Raw genomic sequence first — 25,914 nt, 5'->3', positions numbered from 1 at the left:
GCACACTCTGGCGTCATGACGACAACAAGCTCCTCCCCTCCGGCAGCGGGCCCGCTGGCCGGCCTCAAGGTCATCGAGCTCGGGCAGCTCATCGCCGGGCCTTTCGCCGCGCGCACGCTGGGTGACTTCGGCGCCGAGGTCATCAAGATCGAGCCGCCCGGCGCGGGTGATCCGCTGCGCACCTGGCGGCTGCTGAAGGACGGCACCTCCGTCTGGTGGCAGGTGCAGTCGCGCAACAAGCGCTCGCTGGCGCTGGACCTGCGCGAGCCCGAGGCGCAGGCCGTCGTGCGCAAGCTCGCGGCCGAGGCCGACGTGCTGGTCGAGAACTTCCGCCCCGGCGCGATGGAAGGCTGGAGCCTCGGCCCCGACGAACTGCTGGCCGCCAACCCTGCGCTCGTGATGCTGCGCATCAGCGGCTACGGCCAGACCGGCCCGTACCGCGACCGCCCCGGCTTCGGCGTGGTGGCCGAGGCCATGGGCGGGCTGCGCCACCTCACTGGCGAGCCGGGGCGCGTGCCGGTGCGCGTGGGCGTGTCGATAGGCGACACGCTGGCCTCGCTGCACGGCGTGATCGGCGTGCTGATGGCGATGCAGCACCGCCACGCGACGGTGAGTGCGGAATATCCGAAGGGCAAGGGACAGGTGATCGACGTGGCGCTCTACGAGGCCGTCTTCAACTGCATGGAAAGCCTGCTGCCCGAGTACGGTGAATTCGGCGCTGTGCGCGAGGCGGCCGGCAGCGCGCTGCCGGGCATTGCACCGACCAATGCGTACCGTTGCGCGGACGGCGGCTACGCGATCGTCGCGGGCAACGGCGACAGCATCTTTCGCCGGCTCATGGCGTGCATCGGCCGGCCCGACCTCGCGGCCGATCCTTCATTGGCCGGCAACACCGGCCGGGTGGCGCAGGTCGAGATGCTCGATGCCGCCATCGGCGACTGGACCGCGCAGCACACCGTCGACGAGGTGCTGGCCGCGCTCGACGCGGCGCATGTGCCGGGCGGGCGCATCTACACGATCGCCGACATCGCGGCCGATCCGCACTACGCCGCGCGCGGCATGCTGCAGCAGGTGCAGATGGCCGACGGCACTGCGCTCGCGGTGCCGGGCTTCGTGCCCAAGATGTCGCTCACGCCGGCCAGCCACCGGCACAACGCGCCGGCGCTGGGCGCGGACACCGATGCGGTGCTGAGGGAAATCGGCCTGAGCGCCGAGCAGATCGCCGCGCTGCACGAGCGCGGAATAGTGGGCTAGCCGATACGGGCCATTCATGGGCCTGAAATGGCCTCCGTGCGATAAACCGGGCAACAAGGAGAGTCCATGGCAGCAGCGAACAGGCGACAGGATGCCCCGAGGCGAAACAGCAGCACCCCCGCGCGTGAAACCGAACGCGTCTACGGGACTGCGAAATGGGACTTGTCGAAATCGGACTGCGAGAAGGTGGAGCACCTGCTGCAGCAACTGCGTCTGCGCCGCGTGGCCGTGGAGCCCAAGTTCTCCGACGACGTCATCGTGTGGCCCTCCAGGAGCGCCGTGGCTGGCGGTGCAGAGATGGCGGCACTGAGCGCAATCAATCTCGGCAACGCGGCAGAGGCGCTCGGTCAAAGAGTGGAAGGTCGCGGCATTCCCCGGATGAAGCTCATCAAGCAGCTCGACGACGTGTCCGTGATGCAGGCCAACTCGTCCGCCCTGCTGGCGATGCGCCGCAACACGCCAGGGCTGCGGGTTGCACCTGCCGCATGGGCCTACCTCCAGTACATCCGGCCGCTGAGCGATGAATTGGATTCCAGCGCGATCCAGGTCGCGCCGGGGGCCAAGGTCAAGAGCTTCGAGCTGCATCTTGCTGACCCGCAGGGCAAGCCCGTGCCGGGCGTCCGGGTCAAGGCGCTCGTCGATTGGGACGGCGCACACATGCCCGCGGTGACCGACAGCAAGGGAATCGCGAGCTTGGGAATTCCGGTGCTCTACCCGCGGGTGGAAATGATCCTGGTCGAGCCGGAACACACGCACTGGTCGGTCTTCATCAAGGGATTCGACCGGGTCGCGGCACCGAAGCGATTGAACGTGCAGGCCACGCCGCTGGTGCCCGACAGCTTCCAGCTGCTGGCGAACTACGCGCCATACGACCCTCAGGCCGGAGCGGGCGTGACGGTCGGCGTGATCGACAGCGGCGTCGGGCCGCATGCGGACATCGCCGTGGCGGGCGGCGGCTGTTTCGTCACTGGCGAGAATGCCGCGGATTTTCTCGACAACGGCATCGGGCACGGGACCCATGTCGCCGGCATCATCGCGGGCAAGAAAGCGGCCGCCACCGGCATCTATGGCCTTGCGCCGGCCTGCCGCCTGCTGGCCTACCGGGTCTGCCCGAAGACCGGCGAGCGTGGACGCGCGAAATCGACCGACATTGCCAGCGCGCTCGAACGCGCCATCAGTGACGGCTGCAACATCGTGAACATCAGCATGGGCAGCCTGGAGCCGATGCCGGAGATGCCGGACATCCTCCAGAAGGCGCGCGATGCCGGCGTCGTGGTGTTCGCGGCCACCGGCAACGACGGCCAGCCCCTGCTGCGCTATCCGGCCCGGTACAGCCACACCCTGGCCGTCGGCGCGCTGGGGCGCGACGGGACATTTCCGACCGATTGCCCCGAGAGCTTTCAGGAGAGCGAGATCCGCCGCAAGAAAGAGTTTGTCGCCGAGTTCTCGAACTACGGGCTTTCGACCGATTTCATCGGCCCCGGCGTGGCGGTGCTGTCGACGTTTCCGGGCGAAAAGTACGCAATGATGTCCGGCACCTCGATGGCCACGCCGTACTCCTCGGGCATGGCGGCCCGTCTGTTGTCAGGGAATTCGAAGCTGCTTAACATGCCTGACGGTCCTGAAAAGGCCGACGCCATCGTCAAGATGCTGTCTCAGACAGCGCAAAAGGTGGGTTGGCCAGCCGAATATGAAGGTTTTGGAGTTCTGAAGTGACAAGCGTCGTGTTGACCTACACAGGCAGCCCTGGCAAGAAGTTGTCGGCGCAAGCACGGCTGCGTCGCAGCGTGCCGGGCGCGGTGCTCACGCCAAAGACGAGCACCCTGGTGGAAGCCCAGCTCGACGAGGAGCAACTGGCGGCGCTCGAACAGAACCCGGAATGGGCCGTGTCCCAGCCTAGCTTCGCGGAAATCCGCAAACCTGTCTTCAATCTGAAAAACGCACGCGCCAAGCTCGCGAAATAGCCGCAAGGCGCCCACGGCCGCTGGTGGTCATGGAGTTTTTTGGATAGGGAGCTTCATGTCCGATACAGACATCCAGGTCGTGAGCAATTCATGGGCCGGAATCCAGCGCGTCGCCGCAACGCCGAAGCCGCCTGAGTTCTTCAGGGGCCGTGAAGGCTACGCACCAGAGTTCTTCGGGGACGCCAACCGAGTGGAACTGCCGTCGATGGGCGACGCCATCTCCATGGACGACATCGCAAAGCTCGAAGACGGCTCCTTCGAACTCAAGTACCAGCACTTCAGCACGGTGCAATGCATTTCCCGGCGCGTGCCGCTTTACTCGGCGTGCAACATCGACGGGTCGAAGTCGAAGAACGTTCCGCGCCATGACACCTGGAACTACGACGGCCGCATCAAGAAGGAATACCAGATGCTGCGGGAGGCCTACGGCCCCGAGCAGGACAAGAAATTTTCCCGCGGCCACATGACGCGCAGGCAGGACCCGAACTGGGGCTCGCTGGTAACGGCGCAACGGGCCAACATCGACACCTTCTTTGCCACCAACGCCTGCCCGCAATGGCAGCCTTTCAACGACGGGCTGTGGGGCGATCTAGAGGACTACATCCTCGGCAACGCCCAGGGCGACGACAAGCGCATCAGCGTCTTCACGGGCCCGATCCTCCGGTCGGACGACCCGGAGAGATTCGGCATACAGATTCCGCGGGACTTCTGGAAGGTGGTGGCCTTCATCAGCGAGGCGACGGGCGAGTTGAGCGCCATCGCCTATCTGATGAGCCAAGGCACCTATCTCGATTCAGGAGTGGCGCGCGACCTCGAAGACTTCGACACATCACAGCGTCCGCTCGCGTTCGTCGAAGCAGAGACCGGGCTCAAATTCGAAAGCCTCGAAGGGCGTGACGTGCTCGATGGCGTTGACATCGCGTTCGTCCAGCCCATCCGGCGCTACGCCGATACGAAGCTTCCGGCCTGACTGGCGCGAAGGCGCGGTCGATCAGCCGCGCAGGGATTCGATCAGGTCGATGTATTTCTGCTTGGCCTCGTCGGCGCTCGCGCCCTTCTGGGCGGTCCATGCGTCCCACTTGGCGCGCGCGACGATGTCGCTGAAGCTGGGCTTCTTGGCGGTGTTGTCGCCTTCGGTGGCTTGCTTGAAGAGGCCGTAGATCTTCAGCAGCGTCGGGTTGTCGGGGCGCTCGGCGAGCAGCTTGGAGTTGGCCTGGGCGGCTTCGAATTGGGCGTTGAGATCAGACATGGCGGTCGAATTGAAGAAAAGCGGAAACCGTGCATCTTAAATTGCGCGGTACCCGGTGGTACCAGATTCAGTCCTTCAGCCCCGCCCGCGCCAGCTCCACATCGAGCCGCTCCCGCGCATCGGCCGGCTTCAGCCCTGCAGCTCTTTCATATAGCCGCGTTGCCTCGCCCGTGCGCGATTCGCCGTGCAGCATCAGCTGCGCGCGGGCGTATTCCATCATTCCGGCGGCTGAATGGGGGTGCAGTTCGAGGCCGCGTTCGAACAGCTCGAGCGAGGTCTCGGCACGCACGCCGTAGGTCATGCGCCCGACCAGCGCACCGACCTTGTCGATCACCTCGGCGTGGAACGAAGCCAGCGCGAGGTGCGCGTCCGCGTGCCGCGGCTGCAGCTCGATCACGCGCTCCAGCGCTCCCTTGAGCTTGCTGCCCAGTCCCTGCGCCAGCGCTCGCGCCACGCTGATGCCCTGGCTGTAGCGGCCCAGTGCGTAGGACTGCCAGTAGAGCGCCTGGCAGTTCTCGGGCTCGGCAGCGGCCTGCGCGCTCGCGCGCTCGATCACCTGGCGGAACATCGCGAGCCGCACGGCCTCGCGCGGTTCGACGTAGTTGGCGTAGATCGCGGTCGCCTGGTTGGCCAGCGCCAACCCTTCGGCGCCCTGCAGCAGGCCGATGGCGGCGGCGCGTTCGAATTCGCCGCTGTGGTACAGCGCCCAGCCTTCGGCGAGCGCAGAGCTTTCGGCCGGCAGCGGCAGCTCGTGGCCGGCATGCAGGCGCGGCCAGTGGAGCAGCACGCTGCGGGCATCGAAACGGGGCACGTCGGCCCAGGGCAGGGGCGTCCAGGGGGCCGCGTCGGCGGCGGCAAGCGGGCTGGCAGACATCAGCGAGAGCGGTTTGAAATCGGGGTGAGGCATGGTTGCTAGACCGCCATATCGACCGGGGAAGCCGCGGCGCCGGCGCTGCTGCCGGCACCGCTGTTGCTGGAATCTTCGCCGTTGTAGGCATTGCTGAGTGTCAGCAGATGCCGCCGTTGTTCCCGCCCGAGGTAGGGCGCGAGCAGGTGCAGGGTGTGGTGGCCGCCGCGCATCAGCGCGCCCTGCGCATGCGCGGGCTCCAGCGCCTCGCGCGGGTTGCGCACGTATTCATAGCTGAGCCAGTAGGTCAGCACCACGACCATGCTCTGCGCGAGCGTGTCGACCTCGTGCGCGTCGATCTCGAGGTGCCCGGCGCGGCTCAGGCCGGCAATCAGCTGGCGGATGGCGCGTGCCTTGTTTTTCAGCACCAGCTGGAACTGGGTTTCCAGCCGCCGGTTCTTGCTGAGCAGGTCGTTGAGGTCGCGGTAGAGAAAGCGGTAGCGCCAGATCAGCTCGAACAGGCTGTGCATGAAGAACCACGCGTCCTCCACGTCGTGCACGCCTTCGCTCGCGTGCAGCAGTTCGTTGAGCTCGGTCTCGTAGGCTTCGTAGAGCTTGTTGATCAGCTCTTCCTTGGCCGGGTAGTGGTAGTACAGGTTGCCCGGACTGATGTTGAGTTCGCCCGCCACCAGGGTGGTCGAGACGTTCGGCTCCCCGAAGCGGTTGAACAGATCCAATGCGGCTTCGAGGATGCGTTGCGCCGTGCGGCGTGGCGCCTTCTTTGCCATGTCGGTGCCCCCGGTTGTCTCGTGGTCTCTTGGGGGCACTCTAGCGCATGTGCACCGCACCATGAACGGTGCGGGAGATGTTTTGCCGCGCTGATTTTTTGTGCAGTGCCGCAATACCGACCGGTCGGCAGACGGCGCGGGCTGGCTCAGCCGGCTTTGCTGCGGCGCAAGGTTTTCTTGGCGGCCGGCGCGGCCGTCTTGCGGGCCGCGGTCTTGCGGGGAGCGGCGGCGGCGCCCTGCGGTTTCTTCAGCTGTGCTTCGAGCGCCTCGACGCGCGCCTGCAGCGCGGCCATGTCGGCGGCGCTGGGGATGCCGAGCTTTTCGAGGGCGCGCGCCACGCGCTCTTCAAAGATGTTCTCCAGCTTGCCCCACTGGCCCGCGGCCTTGGTGCCAAACTCGCTGGCGAAGCCGGCCATGCGTTGCTGGGCCTGGGACAGGGTTTCCTCGGCGGCCTGCTGGGTCTTCTTCTGCATGCCGGCACCATCCTTGACCAGCGCCTCGAAGGCCTTGCTGCCTTCCTGCTGCATCTTGGCGAAGGCACCGAGCCCGGCAAGCCAGATCTGCTGGGCGGAATCCTTGATGCGGTCTGCGGCCTTGCCGTTGCTGTCGTCGTCCTGGGTAGCCATGCGAATGTTCCTTTGCAAACAATCGGCCGACTCTAGCCGTTCGACGTGCTTCCCATTAGAGCTTCGCGTCTATGAGGCCAAGCCTCCCCGGGAAGGCTCAGGGCGTTGCGCCCGCCGCACGGCTCGCGTCGAGATGCGCCTTCGCGCGCTCGGCCAGGGCCATTTCACCGGGCGTGCCGGGCACATAGGCTTCGACCGGCAGCGGCCGCCCGTGCGAGTCGACCGAGACGAACACGATCAGGCATTCGGTGGTCTTTTCCATCGAGCCGCCCTTCATGTCGCCGCTGCGCACCTCGACCGAGATGTTCATGCTGGTGTTGCCGGTGTAGGCCAGGCGGGCCTCCACCTCGACGAGGTCGCCGATCATGATCGGCCGGTGAAAGCGGATGCTGCCGATGAAGGCGGTAACGCAATACCGCTTGGCCCAGCTGGTCGCGCAGGCGTAGCCGGCCTCGTCGATCCACTTCATGACCGTGCCGCCGTGGACCTTGCCACCGAAGTTGACGGTGCTGGGCTCGGCGAGAAAACGCAGGGTGATCGAAGACATGGGGCCGCCTTTTCGGATATGGCTATGGGGTGGGGAGCCGCGATTATGCGAGCGGGCGCACGCTTGCGGATGCCGCCCGTCGTCCGGGCATGCACGCTCAGTCAGTCGGCTGCTAGCTGCCGCTGAACAGCTGGGCCAGGGTGCGTCGCAGCCAGGCATTGCCCGGGTCGGCATGGAAGCGCTCGTGCCAGTGCTGCTTCACCGCATAGGCCGGCAGCGTGAAGGGCGGCTCCAGCAGCTTCACCGGCTCCTGCGTGGCCAGCACCTTGCCGAGGATGCGCGGCACCACCACGATCAGCTCGGTGTGCGCCACGATGCGCGCCACGCTCAGGAAGCTCGACAGCCGCACCACCACGTCGCGCTTCAGGCCCAGCCGCGCGATGGTCGTGTCGACGATGGCGTGCCCGGTGCCCGAGGTCGACACCACCGCATGCGCCTCCGCCTCGAAGCGCTTGCGCGTGAGCTTCGCGCCGATGCGCGGATGGTTCTGCGCCGCCAGGCAGACGAAGTTCTGCATGAACAGCGTCTGCTGGTAGAAGCCCGCGTCCAGCTGCGGCATGAAGCCCACGGCCAGGTCGACCTCGCCGTCCTGCAGGCGGCGCCCGCTGATGGTCGAGATGATCTCGGTCTCGATATGCACCCCCGGCGCCGCGCGCCGCAGGTGGTCGAGCAGGCCGGGCAGCAGCACCACCTCGCTGATGTCGGTCATGCAGATGCGAAAGCGCCGCTGCGCCTGCGCGGGCTCGAAGCTGCTGCGGTTGCCCTGGGCCTGCGCCAACTGGGCCAGCGCCTCGCGCAGGTTCGGATAGATGCGCTCGGCATGCGGCGTGGGCTGCATGCCCTGCGCGGTGCGGGTGAACAGGCGGTCGTCGAAGTGCGCGCGCAGCTTGTTCAGCGCGGTGCTGGCCGCGGCCTGCGCCATGCCCAGCCGCTCGGCCGCCTTCGAGACGTTGCCGGTCTTGTAGACCTCGTCGAACACGGCGAGCCATTCGAGATCGAGCTTGGACATCGGGGGCTCCTGCGTACGGTGAAAGGCACCATTATCGAAATTTCGAATTCCGTGTATTGGCTACCGGTCTTGAGGAAATAGTGGTGCGGCTCAACAATGCCGCCACGGAGACACCCACGCCATGAAACCCGCGCCTTCCAATGCGGCAGAACGCCGCGACTACTACGCCCGCATCCGCCCGCTGAACCTCACGCCGCTGTGGGAATCGCTGCACGCGCTGGTGCCGCGCGAGCCGCAGACGCCCTGCGTGCCCGCCCTTTGGCGCTACGACGAGATCCGTCCGCTGCTGATGGAGTCGGCCGAGCTCATCACCGCCGAAGAGGCCGTGCGCCGCGTGCTGGTGCTCGAGAACCCGGCGCTGCCCGGCAACTCGTCGATCACGCAGTCGCTCTACGCGGGCCTGCAGCTCATCATGCCGGGCGAGGTGGCGCCTTCGCATCGCCACGTGCAGTCGGCGCTGCGCTTCATCGTCGACGGCAAGGGTGCCTACACCACGGTGGGCGGCGAACGCACCACCATGTACCCCGGCGACTTCATCATCACGCCCTCGTGGGCCTGGCACGACCATGGCAACGAAGGCCTCGGCGGCAGCGTGGAGCCGGTGGTGTGGCTCGACGGGCTCGACATTCCGATGCTGCGCTTCTTCGACGCAGGCTTCGCCGAGAACGACGACGCCAAGGTGCAGTACGTGTCGCGCCCCGAAGGCAACAGCCTCGCGCGCTTCGGCCACAACATGGTGCCGGTGCGGCACGACCACACATCGGCCACCTCGCCGATCTTCAACTACCCCTACGCACGCAGCCGCGAGGCGCTGGCGCAACTGCAGACGCAGGAAGCGCCCGACGCATGGCTGGGCCACAAGCTGCGCTACATCAACCCGCTGACGGGCGGCTCGCCGATGCCGACCATCTCGACCAACCTGCAACTGCTGCCAAAGGGCTTCGCGGGCAAGACGCACCGCGCGACCGATGGCGCGGTGTACAGCGTGGTCGAAGGCCACGGCACGGCCGAGATCGCCGGCCAGCGCTTCGAGTTCGGTCCACGCGACACCTTCGTGGTGCCTTCGTGGGCGCCGCTTCGGCTGTCGTCGCAGGGCGAAGACACCGTGCTCTTCAGCTTTTCCGACCGCCCGGTGCAGCAGGCCATGGGCATCCTGCGCGAAGCCTTTCTCGAAGACGCCTGAAGCCCGGGCGACCCTTCTTTTCTTTTTTTGTTCGACCGTGTGCCGCCACGCGCGGCAGGAGCCTTCATGTCCTTCGTCTTCACGCCTCCTTCCATCGTCGGCCTGCCCATCATGGGCTCCGACCAGCAGTTCCCCGTGCGCCGCGTCTACTGCGTCGGCCGCAACTACGCGGCCCATGCACGCGAGATGGGTTTCGACCCCGACCGCGAACCGCCTTTCTTCTTCTGCAAGCCGAACGACGACGCTTCCGTGGTGCCGGTGTTCGACGGCAAAGGCGCGTCCATTCCCTACCCGCCGCTCACGAGCAACTACCACTACGAAGCCGAGCTGGTGGTTGCCATCGGCAAGGGCGGCAAGGACATTCCGGTCGACCAGGCCGCAAGCCACATCCACAGCTACGCCGTGGGCCTGGACATGACCCGCCGCGACCTGCAGATGAAGATGCGCGAGCAGGGCCGCCCATGGGAAATCGGCAAGGCCTTCGACTTCTCCGCGCCCATCGCGCCGCTGCGCACGCTGGCCGACGTGGGCGAGATCAACGCCGGCGCCATCGTGCTCGAAGTCGACGGCCAGGTGCGCCAGAACAGCGACATCACGCACCTGATCTGGTCGGTGAACGAAGTCATCGCCAACCTGTCGACGCTGTTCACGCTGCAGCCCGGCGACCTGATCTTCACCGGCACACCCGAAGGCGTGGGCGCGGTGAAGCCCGGCCAGACGATCAAGGTGAGCATCGACCGCCTGCCGTCGCTGACCGTGCAAATCGACTGATCTTCTTCACCGCACAGGCTCGCCATGACTCCATCGAAGAACCCTCCCACCGTGCTGCTGGTCGGCGGCGGCATCGGCGGCATGGCCGCGGCGCTGGCGCTCGCGCGCCTGGGCGTTTCCATCGACCTGCTCGAACAGAGCGCCACCATCGGCGAGATCGGCGCCGGCCTGCAGCTAGGGCCCAATGCCTTCGCCGCGCTCGACGCGCTGGGCGTGGGCGAGGCGGTGCGGCGGGGCTCGGTGTTCACCGACAGGCTGGTGATGATGGACGCGGTCGATTGCGGTGAAGTGGCCTCGGTGCCGGTCGGCGAAGCCTTCCGCGCGCGCTTCAGGAATCCCTATGCGGTGAGTCACCGTGCCGACCTTCATGGCGCAATCCACGAGGCGGTGAAGCAGCATCCGCTGATCCGCTTCCACACCTCGGCGCAGGTCGAGGCTATCGATATGGGCGGTCAGGGCGTCACTGCCGTCACGAGCGATGGCCGGCAGTTCAAGGCCGACGCCATCGTCGGCTGCGACGGCGTGAAGTCGGTGGTGCGCAGCAAACTCATCGGCGATGCGCCGCGCGTGTCGGGCCACGTGGTCTACCGCGCCGTGGTGCCTGCGGCCGACATGCCGGCCGACTTGCGCTGGAACGCGCCCGTGGTCTGGGCCGGCCCCAACTGCCATCTGGTGCACTACCCGCTGCGCCATGGCGAGCAATACAACCTGGTCGTCACATTCCACAGCCGCGAGCAGGAGGAGTGGGGCGTGACCGATGGCAGCAAGGAAGAAGTGCTCTCGTACTTCGAGGGCGTGCATGCGCGCCCGCGCCAGTTGCTCGACCGTCCGACCTCGTGGCGCCGCTGGAGCACCGCCGACCGCGATCCGGTCGAACGCTGGAGCGAGGGCCCGGCCACGCTGCTGGGCGATGCGGCGCATCCCATGATGCAGTACCTCGCGCAGGGCGCGTGCATGGCGCTCGAAGACGCGGTGACGCTCGGCGAGGCGGTGAAGGCCTGCGGCTTCGACATGACCGCCGCGTTCAAGCTCTATGAAGCTGCACGCATCGCCCGCACGGCGCGCGTGGTGCTGTCGGTGCGCGAGATGGGGCGGCTGTATCACGCCAAGGGCGTGGAGCGCCTCGTGCGCAACAGCCTGTGGGTCGGCCGCTCACCCGAGCGTTTCTACGATGCGGTCGAATGGCTCTACGCCTGGCGGCCCGAGCATTGCCTGGACGATGCGCCCGAGGCGCGGCGGCCATCTGCTGAAGCGGCCGCCATGGCCGCCGCGCTTTCGCTGCACTGACACTCGTTGCTTCCAACATTCATAACCATCGAGGCCCCAGGCCCAGGAGACAAGACATGAACTTTTCGCGCGCACTTCTGGCGGGCGTCCTCGCCCTGACGGCGGCGACAGGCGCCATGGCGCAAGCCGGCGACTTCCCCAACAAGCCCGTGACCCTCGTCACCCCCTTCGCGGCTGGCAGCGGCCCCGACGCGGTGCTGCGCCTGGTCTCCGACAAGCTCTCGCGCCTGTGGGGCCAGCGCGTGCTGATCGACAACAAGCCCGGTGGCGGCGGCTTCATCGCCATCGACCAGGCCCGCCGCGCCGCGCCCGACGGCTACACGCTGCTGCAGCTCGACAGCGAGCACATCGCCGCGCTGCCGCATCTGTACAAGTCGCGCAACTTCGTGACGCTGCAGCACTTCGACCCGGTGGCGTCGCTCTTTCGCACGCCCTTCTTCGTGGCCGTGGGCACCGACTCGAAGTGGAAGAACATGAGCGACCTGATCACCGCCGCCAAGGCCAACCCCGACGGCATCGTCTACGGCTCGTGGGGCGTGGGCAGCCCGGGCCATCTGGGCGCGCAGCAGCTCGAGGCGCTCACCGGCATCCACATGCGTCATGCGCCGTACCGCGAGGTGTCGCAGCTGTTCTCCAACGTGGGGGCGGGCGAGGTGCCGTGGAGCTTCGCGAGCATTCCGTCGAGCCAGGGCATCTACAAGGCCGGCAAGCTGCGCTACCTGGCCATCGCGGCGCCCAAGCGCATTCCGCAGATGCCCGACGTGCCGACCATGGCCGAGGCCGGCGGCCCGGCTTCGCTGGAGGTGAATTCGTTCGTGTCGCTGCTCGCGCCCAAGGGTGTGCCGGCAGCCATCAAGGCGAAGATCAATGCCGACGTGGCCAAGGTCATCGCCGACCCCGAGATCCGCGCCCGCTTCGACACCTTCGCCTTCGAGCCGCTGGCCTGGTCGCCAGAGGAAATCGAGCGCAATGCCGAGGCCAAGTCGAAGGTGTACGGCGAGCTGGTGCGCAGGGGCAACATCAGCCTCGAATAGCGGGGGCGTGGCTTGCCCGGTGTCTTGCTCGACAGTTAAGCTGGCCCTCTTTAGTTTTTGACAACTTTTTCACACTTCTTTTCATGCAAGCCACCAAGAGAGCTCTCCTGATTGCCTGCGGTCTGGCGGCCGCCGCCACCGCGCTGCCGCTGAGCGCCAATGCAGAGAACGCTGCCTGGCCGACCAAGCCGATCCGCCTGCTCGTGGGCTTCCCGGGCGGCTCCACGCCCGACATCGCGGCGCGCACCATCGCCGAGCCGCTGTCGAAGGCGCTGGGCCAGCCGATCGTGGTCGACAACAAGGCCGGCGCCTCGGGCAACATCGCGGCCGACCAGGTGGCCAAGGCCACCGACGACCACACGCTGGGCATCGTCATCAACGGCAACCTCACGTCGTCGAAGATGCTGTACGCCAGGCTGCCGTACGACCCGGTGAAAGACTTCACCTACCTGTCGCTGATCGCGACCGCGCCGCTGGTGCTGGTGGCGCAGAACAACCTGCCCTCCGGCACCGCCTTCTTCGACGAGGGCCGCAAGGCCGGCGACAAGTGGAACTACGGCTCGGTGGGCATCGGCTCGGTCGGGCACCTGGGCATGGAACTGCTCAAGACCCGCGTGCCCGGCTTCAAGCCCGAGCACGTGCCCTACCAGGGCAACCCGCAGGTCATCACCGCGATGCTGGGCGACCAGGTGCAGATGGGCCTGATCCCGCCGGGCGTGGCCATGCCGCAGATCAGGGCCGGCAAGCTCAAGGCCATCGGCCTCACGGGCGGCCGCAGCGCGCTGGTGCCCGAGATCCCGCCGCTGTCGGAAGCCGGCGTGAAGGACTTCAATCTCGAAGTGTGGGTGGCGCTGCTCGGCCCGGCCAACCTGTCGAAGGCGGCGCAGGCGCGCATCAGCCGCGAACTCGAAGTGGTCATGAAGAACCCGGACGTGCGCCGCAAGCTCTTCGAGCAAGGCTGGCAGGCCGTGGGCACCTCGCCGGACGGGATGCGCACGCGCGTCAACGAAGAGGCGGCGATCATGACCAAGATCATTTCCGCACGCGGAATCAAGCTCCAGTGATGACTACGTCTCCCACAACATTGCATGAACCGGCGCGCGAGCTGCCGGTCTTCGGTGAATACGACGTGGTGGTGGTCGGCGGCGGCCCCGCCGGCATCGCCGCTGCAGTGAGCGCCGCACGCCACGGTGCCAACACGCTGCTGGTGGAGCGCTACGGCTTTCTCGGCGGCATGGGCACTGCCGGCGGCGTTACCAACTTCGCGGGCCTGTACGGCAAGCGCAAGGGCGAGATGACGCAGCTGGTGCACGGCGTGGTCGACGAGCTGATCGACCGCATCGCCGGCCTCAACGGCATGAACCAGCCGCAGAACGGCATGGGCGGGCGCATCTGCGTGCGCTCGTACGACACCTCGGCCTACAAGCTGGCCGCTGACCAGTTGCTCGACGCCGCGGGCGTGAAGCTGCTGTTCCATGCGTACGCGGCCGCGGTGATCCGCGAGGGCAGCCGCATCGCGGCGCTGGTGGTCGAGACCAAGTCGGGTCGCCAGGCCATTCGCGCCAACGCCTTCATCGACGCCAGCGGCGACGCCGACGTGGCGGCCTTTGCCGGCGTGCCCTTCGAGGTGGGCGACGGACACGGCAGCGGGCTGTTCCCGACCACCATGTTCCGCATCGGCCAGGTCGACGCGCCGGCCGCGCTGGAAGCGGTGGGCGAGTTCAAGGCCATCAACGACTACATGGCGCGCACCGAGCAGCAGAAGCCGGGCGTCTACAAGTTTCCGCGCGAAGGCGCCATCCTGCGGCCCAACAAGGACCCGCGCGAATGGCGCGCCAACGTCACGCAGATCCGCAACGCCCAGGGCCGCGCGATGAACGGTGTCGATGCGCGCGAGCTCACCGAGGGCGAGCTCGAAGGCCGCCGCCAGATCAGCGAGTACTTCAAGTTCCTGAAGGCCGAGGTGCCGGGCTTCGCGCAGTCGTCCATCGTGGAGATCGCGCCGCAAGTCGGCATCCGCGAGACGCGGCGCATCCAGGGGCTCTACGCGCTCGGGCGCGAAGACATCCTGGGCTCGGCGAAGTTCGACGACAACATCGGCCTGAATGCCTGGCCGATGGAAATGCACGCCGACGGCCGCATCGAGTGGGCCTTTCCGCGCGACGAAGCCAACGCCTACAACCACCTGCCGTGGCGCATGCTGGTGCCGCAGACGCTCGACAACCTGCTGGTGGCCGGCCGCTGCGCGTCGATGACGCACGAGGGCCAGTCGGCCGCGCGCGCGAGCGGTGGCTGCTTCGTCATGGGGCAGGCCGCGGGTACGGCGGCAGCGTCGCTGGGCAGCACGGCCTTCGCGAAGGTCGATGTGCCGGCCCTGCAGAAAAAGCTGGCCGCCGACGGCGCCGACCTCGACCGCTGAGCACGGCGGCGCGCTAGAGTCCGGGGCAAGATGAACTCGACCCCCGGACGAAACGTGAACCTTCTTTCGTTGTCGATCACCGCGCGCCGCGGCTTCCTGGCTCTTTCGTGCGCCGCGCTCGGCCTGATGCAGTGGGGCTGCGCCAGCACGCCCGAGGGCGAGCCCGTTCATGGCAAGGACGCGATGGTGAGCTTTCTCGCGAGCAAGGACGGCCGCAAGCTCGTCATTGCCGGCGAGAAGTACCACTACGTGTTCGACGGCGACCCGGGCGTGGCCACCATCCTGCGGTGGGAAGGGCGCACCAAGATCTCGCCCGCACTGGTCGGCGAGTTGAAGGTGGCGCGCAACCAGAGCCTCGAAGGCCAGTACGTGCTGATGGCCTTCGACACCGACCTGACGCCTGACGACCAGGCCTTCCTGATCCAGACCGGCTTCGCGAAGACCGAAGTGAAATACGGCGACCGCACCGGGCCGGCGCTGCGCTACTTCGGCAGCGTGAAGGGCCGCCGCTACGAGGCCGGCGTGCTGAAGCAGGACGAGGCGGTCGACTTCTCCCGGACGCAGTACCTCAAGTACGTGGAGCAGGAAACGGCCAGCGGCCCTGCCGACAAGGCCGCGCCGACGCCGCTGGCCCGCGCCGCCGACGGCTCGCTGGTGCTGGGCGGGGCGCCGTTGTCGGTGGTGCAGGGCGGAACGGACTACAGCTGCCGGGCCCGCTTCATGGACATCTGCTTCTTCAGATAGCAGCCGCTGACCGGCCCGCGACAGCCCGCGGGCGCGGCCTTTGCTATGGTCCAGGGTTGCTTTCTGCCCTGTTTTGACAGCCTTCCCCCGATGACCACCGATTCCGCCACCGCCGCCCACCTCGTCAACGAACTCGTCGCGCTCATGCAGCTCGAGCCACTGGGCGGCGACCGCTTCCTGGCCCAGAGCGAGGACATCGGCACGCCCGCCGTGTTCGGCGGCCAGGTGCTGGGCCAGTCGCTGATGGCGGCCAGCCTCACGGTGGGCGCCGAGCGCCCGGTGCATTCGATGCACGCCTACTTCCTGCTGCCGGGCGAACATGCCCCCATCGAGTACAGCGTCGACCGCGTGCGCGACGGCCGCAGCTTCACCACCCGCCACGTGGTGGCGCGCCAGCAGGAGCGCATCATTTTTGAAATGTCGGCCTCGTTCCAGACCGTGGACGAGGGCGTCGAGCACCAGTTCGACATGCCCGAGGTGGCCGGCCCCGAAGGCCTCGTCAGCGAGCTCGACCAGCGCATCGCCCTCGGCGACCGCCTGCCAGAGCCCTGGCGCTCCAAGGCGATCCAGCCGCACGGCATCGAATATCGCCGCGTCGATCCCGAAGACCTGATGGCGCCGCTGCCGCGCCCGGCGGCGTCGCAAAGCGCCATCTGGATGCGCGCCATCGCGCCGCTGCCCGACGATCCGATGGTGCACCGCGCGCTGCTGGCCTATGCCTCCGACCACGGCCTGCTTCGCGCCGCGATGCTGCCGCACGGCCTGAGCTTCATGAGCGGCCAGGTGCGCCCCGCGAGTCTCGACCACGCGATGTGGTTCCACCGCGATTTCCGCATGGACGACTGGCTGCTGTACGTGCTCGATTCGCCCAGCGCGGGCGGCGCGCGCGGCATGTGCCGCGGCAGCCTCTATGCGCGCGACGGCCGGCTCGTGGCTTCGGCCGCGCAGGAGGGCATGCTGCGCATCAGGAAGCCGGCGTAGTCACAACAGCGCAAGCCCGAAGCACAAGCTCTCATCACCATGAAAATCTTCTTCTCTCCTGCTTCCCCCTTCGTGCGCAAGTGCATGGTCGTGGCGCACGAGCTCGGCATTGCAGACCGCATCGAGAAGCTGCCGAGCGCGGCCGGCCCCGTGAAGCGCGACGCCACCATCATTCCGAAGAACCCGCTCGGCCAGGTGCCGACCTTCATCACCGACGACGGTCAGGTGCTGTTCGACAGCCGCGTGATCTGCGAGTACCTGAACGCCATGCAGTCGGGCAAGCTGTTTCCGGTAGACGGCGCCGCGCGCTGGGCGCGCCTGACCGAGCTTGCGCTGGCCGACGGCATGACTGGCGCCGCATTGCTCGCGCGCTACGAGAGCGTGCTGCGTCCCGAGGAGCTGCGCTGGGCCGACTGGACCGACGGTCAGCTCGCCAAGGTGCGTACCGGCCTCGAATGGCTCGAGACGGCAGCGCCTTCGTTCGGTGACCGTGTCGATATCGGCACCATCGCTTTCGGCTGTGCGTTGGGCTACATGGACTTCCGGTTTCCCGCAGTGGATTGGCGCGCTCAAGCGCCGAACAGCGCGAAGTGGTTCGAGGCGTTCAACCAGCGTGCGTCGATGCAGGCTACTTTGCCTGCGGTTTAGGTTTCGTTCGTTCGGGGCGCGCTCACGCCGACGGGGGACATTCGCGGAGGGGAGTACCCGGTGTCATTCGCACTCGCCCTGAACAACAAGACAAGAGCCTGAATGGCAAGAGCCCCGATTCCTTGGCTAAATGCAGGCTCCGCATGAACCAAGGAATCCCAGATGTCTTCTGAAGAACAGAAAAAAGTAGCCATCGTCACCGCAGGTGGCAGCGGCATGGGCGCCGCAGCAGCACGCAAGCTCGCAGACGACGGCTTTCGTGTAGCCATCCTCTCGTCGTCGGGCAAGGGCGAGGCACTGGCTGCCGAGCTGGGTGGCATCGGCGTGACCGGCTCGAACCAGTCGAACGACGACCTGAAGCGGCTCGTAGACAAGGTCGTTGCCCAGTGGGGCCGCGTCGACGTGCTGGTCAACAGCGCCGGCCACGGCCCTCGCGCACCCATCCTCGACATCACCGACGAAGACTGGCACCGCGGCATGGACGTCTATCTGCTGAGCGCGGTGCGCCCCGCGCGCCTCGTTGCGCCGCTGATGGTGAAGCAGGGCGGCGGCACGATCATCAACATTTCCACCTTCGCCGCCTTCGAGCCCGACCCGGTGTTCCCCACATCGGGCGTGTTCCGCGCGGGCCTCGCAGCCTTCACCAAACTCTTTGCCGACAAGTACGCAGCCGACAACGTGCGCATGAACAACGTGCTGCCCGGCTTCATCGACAGCCTGCCCGAGAAGGCCGAATTCCGCGGCCGCATTCCCATGGGCCGCTACGGCAAGAGCAGCGAGATCGCGGCCGTCATCGGCTTCCTCGCTTCGGAAGGCGCCGGCTACATCACCGGCCAGAACCTGCGCGTGGACGGCGGCATCACGCGCTCGGTGTGAAGCCCGGCGGCCGGCGACAGGCCGCTCTCTACAATCTCGCCCATGTGCCCGAGGATGCCCCGCTTTCCCATTCGCCGCCGGCAGTCGGGTTGCTCGCGGCCGACGCCTCCTTGACGCGAGCGCAGTGATGCGCGGCGGCTTCGGCCGACGCGACGCGCACGGGTCGCACGCCGGCCCTTGTCCTGCCATCTCCCGCACCGCCTTGCCGGTGGCATGCGGGCTGCTTTTCTTTTTCCATGTCTTCTTCCCACAGTCGCCTGCGCACCGAGTGGTGCCCCAGCATTCCCCGCGAGCTCATGGCTGGTGCCGTCGCCACCTTCGCTCTCATTCCCGAAGTCATCGCTTTCTCTTTTGTAGCCGGCGTCGATCCGGCGGTCGGCCTGTTCGCTTCCTTCGTCATCGGCATCGTCATAGCCTTCGCCGGCGGCCGGCCGGCCATGGTGTCGGCCGCGGCCGGCTCTGTGGCCCTGGTGGCCGCGCCGCTGGTGCATGCGCACGGCCTGCCGTACCTGCTGGCTGCCGGCGTGCTCGCCGGTGCAATGCAGATCGTGTTCGGCCTGCTGCGCCTGGGTGTGCTGATGCGCTTCGTCTCGTCGTCCGTGCGTACCGGCTTCGTCAACGCACTCGCCATCCTGATCTTCGCGGCGCAGATGCCGCATTTCATCGGTGCCAACACCGCGACCTGGGCCATGGTCGGGCTCGGGCTGGCCGTCATCTATTTGCTGCCGCGCATCACAACGATCGTGCCTTCGCCACTGGTGTGCATCGTGGTGGTGACGTTGGTGGGCCACTGGCTGGGGCTGCCGCTGAAGACGGTGGCCGACCTCGGGCAACTGCCCGGCGCGCTGCCGGCGTTCGCGCTGCCCGACGTGCCGCTGACGCTCGAGACTTTGCGCATCATCGCGCTGCCGGGGTTCGCCATCGCGATGGTCGGGCTGCTCGAGTCGATGATGACCGCCAGCGTGGTCGATGAGCTGACCGACACACCGAGCTCGAAGAACCGCGAGTGCAGCGGCCTCGGCGTGGCCAATGTCGCGGCCAGCTTCTTCGGCGGCATTGCGGGCTGCGGAATGATCGGCCAGACCGTGAGCAACGTGCGCTACGGCGGGCGCGGGCGGCTGTCCACGCTCTTCGCGGGCGCGTTCCTGCTGATCCTCATGGTGCTGCTCAAGCCCTGGGTGTCGCAGGTGCCTGTAGCGGCGCTGGTCGCGATCATGGTGATGGTGTCGGCCTCGACTTTCGACTGGGGCTCGCTGCGCACGCTGGTGCGGCATCCGCGCATGTCGAGCGCGGTGATGCTCGCCACGGTGGCCGTCACCGTGGCCACCGACAACCTTGCCGCGGGTGTGGCCACGGGCGTGATGCTCAGCGGCGTGTTCTTCACATTCAAGGTGGCGCGGCTGCTGCATGTCCATGCAGCGCAGGACGCCGACGGCGCGCGCGTCTACCGCGTCACCGGCCAGGTGTTCTTCGCTTCCGCCGACATGCTGGTCGACGCCTTCGACGTGCGCGAGATCGACGGTGCAGCGGTGCGCATCGACGTGTCGCAAGCACATTTCTGGGACGTGACCGCCGTGGCCGCGCTGAAGAAAGTGGTCGAGCGATTGCGCAAGCACGGCAGCGTGGTGGACGTGGCCGGCATGAACCAGGCCAGCCGCGACCTGGTGCTGCAGCTCGATACCGCGCCCGACTGAAAGGTCAAGCGGGCGCCGTGCCTTCCCGCGCACTGCGGCTCGCGCACGCCAGGGCACCGGTCAGCGCCTAGGCGATTTTCCCCATGAGCCGGATGGCGCGTTGGACCTAGACTTTCCATCCAGGTCCCGCCGGATGTCCGATGGGCCGGAAAGGCTGCTCATGAAAATCTCCGCACAGGCGCTGGAGAAATCGCACCGCACCGTCCAGTCCTACGAAGGTTCTGCCCGCGAGTACAACGCGATCGTGGCCGAACACCCGCTGCAGCCCGAAATCGCGGACGCGATGCGGCGGATGATGCAGTTCGTGCCCACCGGCGGCACCGTGCTCGAGATCGGCTCCGGTCCGGGGCGGGACGCCGACTTCATCGAGTCCCTGGGCGGGGTCGTCAGGCGCACCGATGCGGCACAGGCATTTCTCGATCTGCAGGCGGAGCGCGGCAAGAAGGGCGAACTGCTCGACGTCATCACGGATGCGCTGGGAGGGCCCTACAACGCCATCCTCGCGATGTGCGTGCTGATTCATGTCGATCGCGCGCAGATCGGCCCGATCTTGCGCAAGGTCTTCGACGCACTCGAGCCCGGCGGTGCCTTCCTGGTCTCCATGCGAGTCGGCGAAGGCGAGACGAATGGCGACTGTCACACCGTGTACTGGGCGAAAGACCTGTTCGCCGCGCAGCTTCAAGAGGCCGGCTTGCGCACGCACTGGGAGATGGAGCGCATCGGCCGCAACGAGGAAGCGTGGGTCTACTTCCTCGCGCTTCGTCCGCAATGAGACACGGCGCCGTGAACGCCGTGAAGCCGCGCGAGCCAGGGGGCGAACGGAGGCCCTACACGCCCAGGTAGCGCGTCCACAGCGACCGGTCGGCGTCCAGCGCAGCCGAGTCGCCCTGCCACACCACGCGCCCGCGTTCGAGGATCACATGGCGGTTGGCCAGCGGCAGCAAACGCTGCACGTACTTGTCCACCACCAGGATCGCCTCGCCTTCGGCCTTGAGCGTGGCAATGCAGTGCCAGATCTCCTCGCGGATCACCGGGGCCAGCCCTTCGGTGGCTTCGTCGAGGATCAGCAGGCGCGGGTGCGTCGACAGCGCGCGGGCGATGGCCAGCATCTGCTGCTCGCCGCCAGAGAGCTGGTTGCCCGCGTTGGCCTTGCGCTCCGACAGGCGAGGGAACAGGCCGTACAGCGCATCGAGCGTCCAGCGCGGCGCGCTGCCCGGGCGCGGTCTTGCAAAGGCGCGCAGGTGCTCATCGACGCTGAGATTGGGAAACACATGCCGCCCTTCGGGCACGATGGCCACGCCGCGCCGCGCGATGGCGTCGGGCTTGTGGCCGCCGATGGCCGCGCCGCCGAAGTGCACGCTGCCGCGCATCGGCGAGAGCGTGCCCGTCAGCACCTTGAGCAGCGTGCTCTTGCCCATGCCGTTGCGTCCGAGCAGCGCGAGCACTTCGCCGGGGCGGATGTCGAGGTCGATGCCGAACAGCACCTGGCTGGCGCCGTAGCCGGCTTCGATGGATTTCGCTTCGAGCAATGTGGATGCCGCACTCATGAATGGCCTTCTGCTTCCGTGCCGAGGTAGACGGCTTGTACGTCGGGGTGGCCCCGCACTTCGTCGGCTGTGCCGCTCATCAGCACCTTGCCCTGCACCAGCACGGTGAGCCGGTTGGCCAGGCGGAACACCGCGTCCATGTCGTGCTCGATCAGCAGGATGGCCATCGATGCGCGCAGCGATTCGATCAGCTCCACCATGCGCGCCGATTCGTCCGGGCCCATGCCGGCCATCGGCTCGTCGAGCAGCAGCAGCTTGGGCTCGGCCGCGAGCGCCAGCGCCACGTCGAGCGCGCGCTGCGCGCCGTGCGGCAGCGTGCCCGCGATGCGCTCGCGTTCGCTGCCGAGGCCGACGCGGTCCGCAAGCGCCACTGCACGATCGACGAGGTCGCGTTCCTTCGCGCGCGGCGCCATGAAGCGCAGGCTGGTGCCCGCATGGGCCTGCGCTGCGAGCATCAGGTTGTCGTGCACGGTTTCTTTGGGGAACACGCGCGTCACCTGGAAGCAGCGCGACATGCCGGCGGCCACGCGCTGATGATCTTTCAGCTTCGTGATGTCGGCTTCGTCGAGCAGGATGCGGCCGGCATCGGCTTTCAGCAGGCCGGTGATCAGGTTCACCAGCGTGGTCTTGCCCGCGCCGTTCGGGCCGATCAGCGCATGCACTTCGCCGCGCTCCACGGTGAGGTTCACATGGTCGGTCGCCAGCAGTCCGCCGAAGCGCTTGACCAACCCTTCGATTCTGAAAAGGCTCATGGTGTCGTCTTACTCCCTCGCCCCTCCGGGGAGAGGGTTGGGGTGAGGGGCAAGCGGCGCTTGTAGAGGGCGGCAAGCCCTTTGGGTGCCCACAACGCAACAGCGATCAGCAACAACCCCAGCGGCATATGCCAATGCTCCGTGTGCTGCTTCAACGCTTCTTCGAGCAACAGCCAGACAACAGCGCCCACCGGCCCGCCCCAGCTGCGCCCCAGCCCGCCGATGACGACCATCACCAGCAGCGTGGCCGACTGCGTCCAGTGCATCGTCGCCGGACTCACGAATCCGTTGCCGCCCGCGAGCAGCGCACCGGCCAGCCCCGCGATGGCGCCTGCAATCGCGAACGCCACCAGCTGCAGCCGGAACACCGGATAGCCCAGCGCCCGCATGCGCGTCTCGTTGTCGCGGATGCCCATCAGCGCATGGCCGAAGCGCGATAGCGTCGCACGGTGCAGCCACCAGAGCGCGAGCGCCACGATTGCCAGCACCACCCAGTAGAAGTTGGCTTCATTGCCCAGGTCCAGCCCCGGCAGCAGCGTGGGTCGCGACATCAGCGTGTAGCCGTCGTCGCCGCCATAGCGGCGCAGCGACACCACCACGAAGTACAGCATCTGCGCGAAGGCCAGCGTGGTCATGATGAAGTACACGCCGCGCGTGCGCAGCGCCACCGTGCCGATCAGCGCCGCGACGAGGCCGGCCACGAGCGCGGCCAGCGGCCACATCACCCACGCCGACATCACGCCCGCGTCGCTGAGCGCGACCACCGTGTACGCCCCTACGCCGATGAAGCCCGCGTGCCCCAGCGCCACCATGCCGCCGAAACCGAGGATGAAGTTGAGGCTCGCCGCAGCCAGCGCCACGATGAGCACGCGCCGCACGAAGCCGATGTAGAACTCGAGCCCGAAGACAGGCGCGACCAGCGGAAACGCCGCGAGCAGCACGAAGAGCAGCCCGAGGCCGATGTAGCGTGAGGACTTCATGCGCGTGCCGAGAAAAGGCCCGAGGGCCGGAAGATGAGGACCACCACCATCAGCGCGTACATCGCGACTTCGGCGAACAGCGGCCCCAGGTCGGCTGCAGTAGCCGGCGGCAGCGTGGCGCGCAGCAGCATCGGCACGAAGGCACGCCCCACGGTGTCGACCACGCCCACGAGCAGTGCAGCCACGAAGGCGCCGCGCACCGAACCGATGCCGCCGATCACCAGCACCACGAGCGCCGGAATCAGGATGGCCTCGCCCATGCCGACCTGCACCGCGACGATCGGGCCCATCAACGCGCCCGCCAGCGCGGCCAGCGCCGCACCGAGCAGGAACACGCCGTTGAAGATGCGGCCCACGCGCACGCCCATCAGCTCGGCCATCGGCCGGTCGGAGGCGCCCGCGCGCACCCGCATGCCGATGCGCGTGTGGTTCACCAGCAGGTACAGCGCCAGCGCGACCAGCAGGCCACCGACGAGGATGACGAGGCGATAGGCCGGGTAGGGCAGGCCGTCCATCAGGTTGACCGGCCCCGAGAGCGCGGCCGGCGTCGGCGCCATCACCGGCGATGGGCCCCAGGCCATCGTCACGATGTCGTCGGCGACCAGGATCACGCCGAAGGTGGCCAGCACCTGCGCGAGGTGGTCGCGTGTGTAGAGGCGGCGCATCAGCAGCACTTCGAGCAGCAGCGCCACCACCACGGTGACCGCCACCGCGATGACGATGGCCGCCGCGAACGAACCGGTGCGCGTGTGCGCCTCGGCCGCCACATATGCGCCGGCCATGAAGAGCGAGCCATGCGCGAGGTTCAGCACGTCCATGATGCCGAACACCAGCGTGAGCCCCGCAGCCAGCAGGAACAGCATCAGCCCGTAGCCGAGGCCGTTGAGCAGCTGCTCGAGAACAAGAATTCCACTCATAGGATCACAAGGATTGCTCGCGTTTTCATTCGAGGAACACCGAGGAACCGGCTTTGCCGGGCCTCAGGTGTTGCCCCCGGTAGGGGGAAGGAGAAGCGACACGAAGTGCGCGAAGCCTGGGGGCGAGCCTATTTCAGGGGGCACTTGTCTGCGTAGCTGTCGCCGTAGTTCGTGAGAACCGTGTTGATCAGCTTGTTCGTGACCTTGCCCTGCGTGTCCTTGCCGATCACGCGCAGGTAGAAGTTCTCGATGGGAAAGTGGTTGTTCGCGTACTTGAAGTTGCCGCGCGTCGATGCGTAGTTGGCCTTCTTCAGCGCGGCCACCACGGCTTCGCGGTTCTGCGCGTTGCCGCCGGACTGTTTCACGGCGGCGTCCATCGCGAGGATCGCGTCGTAGGCCTGCGCGGCGTACACCGACGGGTAGCGGCCGTTGTATTCCTTGCGGAACGCGGCCACGAAGGCCTTGTTGGCAGCGTTGTCGAGGTCGTGCGCCCAGTGCGAGGTGTTGAACAGGCCGAGCATCGGGTCACCCACGGCGCCGATCACGTCCTCGTCGGCCGAGAAGCCGCTGGTCACGAGCGTGATGTCCTTCGACAGGCCCGCGCCCACGAACTGCTTGATGAAGTTGATGCCCATCGCGCCGGGCAGGAAGAAGTAGATGGAGTCGGGCTTGGCCGCGCGCAGCTGCGCGAGCTCGGCGGCGTAGTCGATCTGGCCCAGCTTGGTGTAGAGCTCGTCGGCCACCTGGCCCTTGAACTGGCGCTTGAAGCCGCCAAGGGCATCCTTGCCGGCCGGGTAGTTGGGGGCGATCAGCACGATCTTCTTGAAGGCGCGGTCTTGCGCGAACTTGCCGGCGGCCTCGTGGAACTGGTCGTTCTGGTAGGCGGTGCCGAAGAAGTAGGCATTGCACTGCGCGCCCGCGAACTGGCTCGGGCCGGCGTTGGCCGAGAGGTACGGCACCTTGGCGTTGAAGAGCGTGGGGCCCACGGCCAGCGCCACGTTGGAGCCGATGGGGCCGCTGAAGATGTCGATCTTGTCGCGCTGGATCATGCGGTCGACCAGCTGCTTGGCCTGGTCGGGGCTGCCGGCCATGTCGGCCTGCACGAATTCGACGTCTTGTCCGCCGAGCTTGCCGCCCAGCTGCTTGATGCCCAGCGCGAAGCCGTCGCGCGCCTCGGCGCCCAATGCCGCGAAGGGCCCCGAGATGTCGAGGGCCAGGCCCACCTTGACGGGTGCGGCAGCGGCCGACACCGCGGTACCGAGGGCTGCGCCGCACAGCAGCAGCGAAAGCAGGGTGCGCGGCAGCGCGGGCGACTTCGGGGGCAGGTGGCTCATGGGTTCTCCGGCAGGGAAAGATGAAACAACGCACCGGTACCGCCCCATGCGGCACCGGCGACATCAAACCGTTGATAGCTAAATACTTTAACTGTAAACAATTCGGTGTCAACAGTGCTAGCACGAATGGTGCCAGTGCGCCGTCTCGTTCCTGCTCAGCCGAAGGGGTTGGCGGTGGCAAACCAGAGGCCGATGCCGGTGGCGATGATGAAGGCTCCGTCGGTCACGCCGGCCACCAGGAAGAACTTGGTCTGTAGTGTGTCGACCAGCTCGGGCTGGCGCGCGGTGCTTTCCAGGAACTTCTGGCCGACCAGTCCGATGCCGAGGCAGGAGCCGAGGGCCGCGACGCCGATCAGCAGGGCGACTGCGAGGGGAAGGATGTTGAAGCCGGTCATGGTGTTTTCTCCTGGTTGGTTGATTGATTCGATGGAGGTACTTTCCCAGAGAGGGTGCGCACGGTCCA

At 67.2% G+C, this 25,914-nt stretch carries 27 protein-coding genes and 1 pseudogene; 16 read left to right on the top strand and 12 right to left on the bottom strand.

The genetic code is table 11. From position 1 onward, the window contains the following. Positions 1-15: 15 nt before the first annotated feature. From ACZYSP_RS14445 to ACZYSP_RS14430, 4 genes are all read left to right on the top strand, one after another. Positions 16-1,254 (top strand): CaiB/BaiF CoA transferase family protein, encoded by a 1,239-nt coding sequence (locus ACZYSP_RS14445; RefSeq protein ID WP_489014801.1) that lies wholly within the window; start codon positions 16-18, stop codon positions 1,252-1,254. Positions 1,255-1,320: 66 nt separating this feature from the next. After that, positions 1,321-2,970 (top strand): S8 family peptidase, encoded by a 1,650-nt coding sequence (locus ACZYSP_RS14440; protein ID WP_489014799.1) that lies wholly within the window; start codon positions 1,321-1,323, stop codon positions 2,968-2,970. A gap of 8 nt (positions 2,971-2,978) precedes the next feature. Further along, entirely contained in the window at positions 2,979-3,218 is a 240-nt protein-coding gene (locus ACZYSP_RS14435; RefSeq protein WP_143042575.1) for a hypothetical protein, read from the top strand. A gap of 55 nt (positions 3,219-3,273) precedes the next feature. Next, positions 3,274-4,188, top strand: a complete 915-nt coding sequence (locus ACZYSP_RS14430) for a DNA/RNA non-specific endonuclease (protein ID WP_489014797.1) — start codon at positions 3,274-3,276, stop codon at positions 4,186-4,188. Positions 4,189-4,209: 21 nt separating this feature from the next. On the opposite strand, the gene ACZYSP_RS14425 is transcribed toward ACZYSP_RS14430, so the two are convergent. From ACZYSP_RS14425 to ACZYSP_RS14400, 6 genes are all read right to left on the bottom strand, one after another. After that, on the bottom strand, positions 4,210-4,467 hold the full coding sequence (locus ACZYSP_RS14425; RefSeq protein ID WP_007835415.1) for an acyl-CoA-binding protein: 258 nt from the start codon (positions 4,465-4,467) through the stop codon (positions 4,210-4,212). 67 nt (positions 4,468-4,534) lie between these two features. Continuing rightward, positions 4,535-5,374: a hypothetical protein gene (locus ACZYSP_RS14420; RefSeq protein WP_489014794.1), complete on the bottom strand. Its 840-nt coding sequence runs from the start codon at positions 5,372-5,374 to the stop codon at positions 4,535-4,537. A gap of 5 nt (positions 5,375-5,379) precedes the next feature. Then, on the bottom strand, positions 5,380-6,102 hold the full coding sequence (locus tag ACZYSP_RS14415; protein WP_093053744.1) for a TetR/AcrR family transcriptional regulator: 723 nt from the start codon (positions 6,100-6,102) through the stop codon (positions 5,380-5,382). Between the two features lie 146 nt (positions 6,103-6,248). Further along, entirely contained in the window at positions 6,249-6,728 is a 480-nt protein-coding gene (locus tag ACZYSP_RS14410; protein WP_307615997.1) for a phasin family protein, read from the bottom strand. Between the two features lie 97 nt (positions 6,729-6,825). Beyond that, the gene (locus ACZYSP_RS14405; RefSeq protein WP_093053749.1) at positions 6,826-7,275 is read right to left on the bottom strand and encodes an acyl-CoA thioesterase; all 450 of its coding nucleotides are present in this window, start codon (positions 7,273-7,275) and stop codon (positions 6,826-6,828) included. A 112-nt stretch (positions 7,276-7,387) separates the two neighbouring features. Then, a complete protein-coding gene (locus ACZYSP_RS14400) occupies positions 7,388-8,284 on the bottom strand; it encodes a LysR family transcriptional regulator (protein WP_093053751.1) in 897 nt (298 codons plus the stop codon). A 121-nt stretch (positions 8,285-8,405) separates the two neighbouring features. On the opposite strand from ACZYSP_RS14400, the gene gtdA reads away from it, so the two are divergent. The 12 genes from gtdA to ACZYSP_RS14340 all read left to right on the top strand — a co-directional run bounded on the left by gtdA (position 8,406) and on the right by ACZYSP_RS14340 (position 20,693). Further along, the gene (gtdA, locus tag ACZYSP_RS14395) at positions 8,406-9,467 is read left to right on the top strand and encodes a gentisate 1,2-dioxygenase (protein WP_489014791.1); all 1,062 of its coding nucleotides are present in this window, start codon (positions 8,406-8,408) and stop codon (positions 9,465-9,467) included. Positions 9,468-9,533: 66 nt separating this feature from the next. Further along, the gene (locus ACZYSP_RS14390; protein WP_489014789.1) at positions 9,534-10,238 is read left to right on the top strand and encodes a fumarylacetoacetate hydrolase family protein; all 705 of its coding nucleotides are present in this window, start codon (positions 9,534-9,536) and stop codon (positions 10,236-10,238) included. Between the two features lie 24 nt (positions 10,239-10,262). Further along, positions 10,263-11,525: a 3-hydroxybenzoate 6-monooxygenase gene (locus tag ACZYSP_RS14385; protein ID WP_489014786.1), complete on the top strand. Its 1,263-nt coding sequence runs from the start codon at positions 10,263-10,265 to the stop codon at positions 11,523-11,525. 56 nt (positions 11,526-11,581) lie between these two features. After that, positions 11,582-12,559, top strand: coding sequence for a Bug family tripartite tricarboxylate transporter substrate binding protein (locus tag ACZYSP_RS14380; RefSeq protein ID WP_489014784.1), 978 nt, complete (start codon positions 11,582-11,584; stop codon positions 12,557-12,559). 83 nt (positions 12,560-12,642) lie between these two features. Beyond that, positions 12,643-13,623, top strand: coding sequence for a Bug family tripartite tricarboxylate transporter substrate binding protein (locus ACZYSP_RS14375; protein WP_093053766.1), 981 nt, complete (start codon positions 12,643-12,645; stop codon positions 13,621-13,623). Continuing rightward, complete coding sequence (locus ACZYSP_RS14370) at positions 13,623-14,978, top strand: FAD-dependent oxidoreductase (protein ID WP_093076842.1); 1,356 nt, start codon at positions 13,623-13,625, stop codon at positions 14,976-14,978. Before ACZYSP_RS14375 ends, ACZYSP_RS14370 begins: the two co-directional genes overlap by 1 nt. Before the next feature lie 54 nt (positions 14,979-15,032). Further along, the gene (locus tag ACZYSP_RS14365) at positions 15,033-15,722 is read left to right on the top strand and encodes a hypothetical protein (RefSeq protein WP_093076843.1); all 690 of its coding nucleotides are present in this window, start codon (positions 15,033-15,035) and stop codon (positions 15,720-15,722) included. A gap of 90 nt (positions 15,723-15,812) precedes the next feature. Next, positions 15,813-16,703, top strand: coding sequence for an acyl-CoA thioesterase (locus ACZYSP_RS14360; protein ID WP_489014781.1), 891 nt, complete (start codon positions 15,813-15,815; stop codon positions 16,701-16,703). 39 nt (positions 16,704-16,742) lie between these two features. After that, on the top strand, positions 16,743-17,351 hold the full coding sequence (locus ACZYSP_RS14355) for a glutathione S-transferase (RefSeq protein WP_489014779.1): 609 nt from the start codon (positions 16,743-16,745) through the stop codon (positions 17,349-17,351). Positions 17,352-17,513: 162 nt separating this feature from the next. Continuing rightward, a complete protein-coding gene (locus ACZYSP_RS14350) occupies positions 17,514-18,227 on the top strand; it encodes an SDR family oxidoreductase (protein WP_097200534.1) in 714 nt (237 codons plus the stop codon). 236 nt (positions 18,228-18,463) lie between these two features. Beyond that, positions 18,464-19,921: a SulP family inorganic anion transporter gene (locus ACZYSP_RS14345; protein WP_093076849.1), complete on the top strand. Its 1,458-nt coding sequence runs from the start codon at positions 18,464-18,466 to the stop codon at positions 19,919-19,921. A gap of 160 nt (positions 19,922-20,081) precedes the next feature. Continuing rightward, positions 20,082-20,693 carry a class I SAM-dependent methyltransferase gene (locus tag ACZYSP_RS14340; RefSeq protein ID WP_093053790.1) on the top strand — a complete coding sequence of 204 codons (612 nt, stop codon included), beginning with the start codon at positions 20,082-20,084 and terminating at the stop codon, positions 20,691-20,693. 55 nt (positions 20,694-20,748) lie between these two features. Here the strand turns inward: ACZYSP_RS14340 and ACZYSP_RS14335 are convergent. The 6 genes and pseudogenes from ACZYSP_RS14335 to atpE all read right to left on the bottom strand — a co-directional run. After that, positions 20,749-21,387, bottom strand: a pseudogene (locus ACZYSP_RS14335) (ABC transporter ATP-binding protein); the annotation flags it as partial. A gap of 77 nt (positions 21,388-21,464) precedes the next feature. Further along, a complete protein-coding gene (locus ACZYSP_RS14330; RefSeq protein ID WP_093053796.1) occupies positions 21,465-22,220 on the bottom strand; it encodes an ABC transporter ATP-binding protein in 756 nt (251 codons plus the stop codon). Next, positions 22,217-23,200 carry a branched-chain amino acid ABC transporter permease gene (locus ACZYSP_RS14325; RefSeq protein WP_426391184.1) on the bottom strand — a complete coding sequence of 328 codons (984 nt, stop codon included), beginning with the start codon at positions 23,198-23,200 and terminating at the stop codon, positions 22,217-22,219. The genes ACZYSP_RS14330 and ACZYSP_RS14325 overlap by 4 nt, the downstream gene beginning before the upstream one ends. Continuing rightward, positions 23,197-24,117 (bottom strand): branched-chain amino acid ABC transporter permease, encoded by a 921-nt coding sequence (locus tag ACZYSP_RS14320; RefSeq protein WP_258351677.1) that lies wholly within the window; start codon positions 24,115-24,117, stop codon positions 23,197-23,199. Before ACZYSP_RS14320 ends, ACZYSP_RS14325 begins: the two co-directional genes overlap by 4 nt. 128 nt (positions 24,118-24,245) lie before the next feature. Next, the gene (locus tag ACZYSP_RS14315; RefSeq protein WP_489014774.1) at positions 24,246-25,451 is read right to left on the bottom strand and encodes an ABC transporter substrate-binding protein; all 1,206 of its coding nucleotides are present in this window, start codon (positions 25,449-25,451) and stop codon (positions 24,246-24,248) included. 155 nt (positions 25,452-25,606) lie between these two features. After that, the gene (atpE, locus tag ACZYSP_RS14310; RefSeq protein ID WP_012745530.1) at positions 25,607-25,846 is read right to left on the bottom strand and encodes a F0F1 ATP synthase subunit C; all 240 of its coding nucleotides are present in this window, start codon (positions 25,844-25,846) and stop codon (positions 25,607-25,609) included. Positions 25,847-25,914 lie beyond the last annotated feature (68 nt).

This window comes from Variovorax sp. F042 (assembly GCF_057814215.1).
The sequence above is the reverse complement of the archived record's forward strand: the minus strand, read 5'-3'. Positions and strand labels throughout refer to the sequence as shown.

Coding starts and splice junctions, on each gene's coding strand:
- ACZYSP_RS14445 (WP_489014801.1), top strand. CDS start 16: ATGACGACAACAAGCTCCTCCCCTCCGGCAGCGGGCCCGCTGGCCGGC.
- ACZYSP_RS14440 (WP_489014799.1), top strand. CDS start 1,321: ATGGCAGCAGCGAACAGGCGACAGGATGCCCCGAGGCGAAACAGCAGC.
- ACZYSP_RS14430 (WP_489014797.1), top strand. CDS start 3,274: ATGTCCGATACAGACATCCAGGTCGTGAGCAATTCATGGGCCGGAATC.
- ACZYSP_RS14425 (WP_007835415.1), bottom strand. CDS start 4,467: ATGTCTGATCTCAACGCCCAATTCGAAGCCGCCCAGGCCAACTCCAAG.
- ACZYSP_RS14420 (WP_489014794.1), bottom strand. CDS start 5,374: ATGCCTCACCCCGATTTCAAACCGCTCTCGCTGATGTCTGCCAGCCCG.
- ACZYSP_RS14415 (WP_093053744.1), bottom strand. CDS start 6,102: ATGGCAAAGAAGGCGCCACGCCGCACGGCGCAACGCATCCTCGAAGCC.
- ACZYSP_RS14410 (WP_307615997.1), bottom strand. CDS start 6,728: ATGGCTACCCAGGACGACGACAGCAACGGCAAGGCCGCAGACCGCATC.
- ACZYSP_RS14405 (WP_093053749.1), bottom strand. CDS start 7,275: ATGTCTTCGATCACCCTGCGTTTTCTCGCCGAGCCCAGCACCGTCAAC.
- ACZYSP_RS14400 (WP_093053751.1), bottom strand. CDS start 8,284: ATGTCCAAGCTCGATCTCGAATGGCTCGCCGTGTTCGACGAGGTCTAC.
- gtdA (WP_489014791.1), top strand. CDS start 8,406: ATGAAACCCGCGCCTTCCAATGCGGCAGAACGCCGCGACTACTACGCC.
- ACZYSP_RS14390 (WP_489014789.1), top strand. CDS start 9,534: ATGTCCTTCGTCTTCACGCCTCCTTCCATCGTCGGCCTGCCCATCATG.
- ACZYSP_RS14385 (WP_489014786.1), top strand. CDS start 10,263: ATGACTCCATCGAAGAACCCTCCCACCGTGCTGCTGGTCGGCGGCGGC.
- ACZYSP_RS14380 (WP_489014784.1), top strand. CDS start 11,582: ATGAACTTTTCGCGCGCACTTCTGGCGGGCGTCCTCGCCCTGACGGCG.
- ACZYSP_RS14375 (WP_093053766.1), top strand. CDS start 12,643: ATGCAAGCCACCAAGAGAGCTCTCCTGATTGCCTGCGGTCTGGCGGCC.
- ACZYSP_RS14370 (WP_093076842.1), top strand. CDS start 13,623: ATGACTACGTCTCCCACAACATTGCATGAACCGGCGCGCGAGCTGCCG.
- ACZYSP_RS14360 (WP_489014781.1), top strand. CDS start 15,813: ATGACCACCGATTCCGCCACCGCCGCCCACCTCGTCAACGAACTCGTC.
- ACZYSP_RS14355 (WP_489014779.1), top strand. CDS start 16,743: ATGAAAATCTTCTTCTCTCCTGCTTCCCCCTTCGTGCGCAAGTGCATG.
- ACZYSP_RS14350 (WP_097200534.1), top strand. CDS start 17,514: ATGTCTTCTGAAGAACAGAAAAAAGTAGCCATCGTCACCGCAGGTGGC.
- ACZYSP_RS14345 (WP_093076849.1), top strand. CDS start 18,464: ATGTCTTCTTCCCACAGTCGCCTGCGCACCGAGTGGTGCCCCAGCATT.
- ACZYSP_RS14340 (WP_093053790.1), top strand. CDS start 20,082: ATGAAAATCTCCGCACAGGCGCTGGAGAAATCGCACCGCACCGTCCAG.
- ACZYSP_RS14330 (WP_093053796.1), bottom strand. CDS start 22,220: ATGAGCCTTTTCAGAATCGAAGGGTTGGTCAAGCGCTTCGGCGGACTG.
- ACZYSP_RS14325 (WP_426391184.1), bottom strand. CDS start 23,200: ATGAAGTCCTCACGCTACATCGGCCTCGGGCTGCTCTTCGTGCTGCTC.
- ACZYSP_RS14320 (WP_258351677.1), bottom strand. CDS start 24,117: ATGAGTGGAATTCTTGTTCTCGAGCAGCTGCTCAACGGCCTCGGCTAC.
- ACZYSP_RS14315 (WP_489014774.1), bottom strand. CDS start 25,451: ATGAGCCACCTGCCCCCGAAGTCGCCCGCGCTGCCGCGCACCCTGCTT.
- atpE (WP_012745530.1), bottom strand. CDS start 25,846: ATGACCGGCTTCAACATCCTTCCCCTCGCAGTCGCCCTGCTGATCGGC.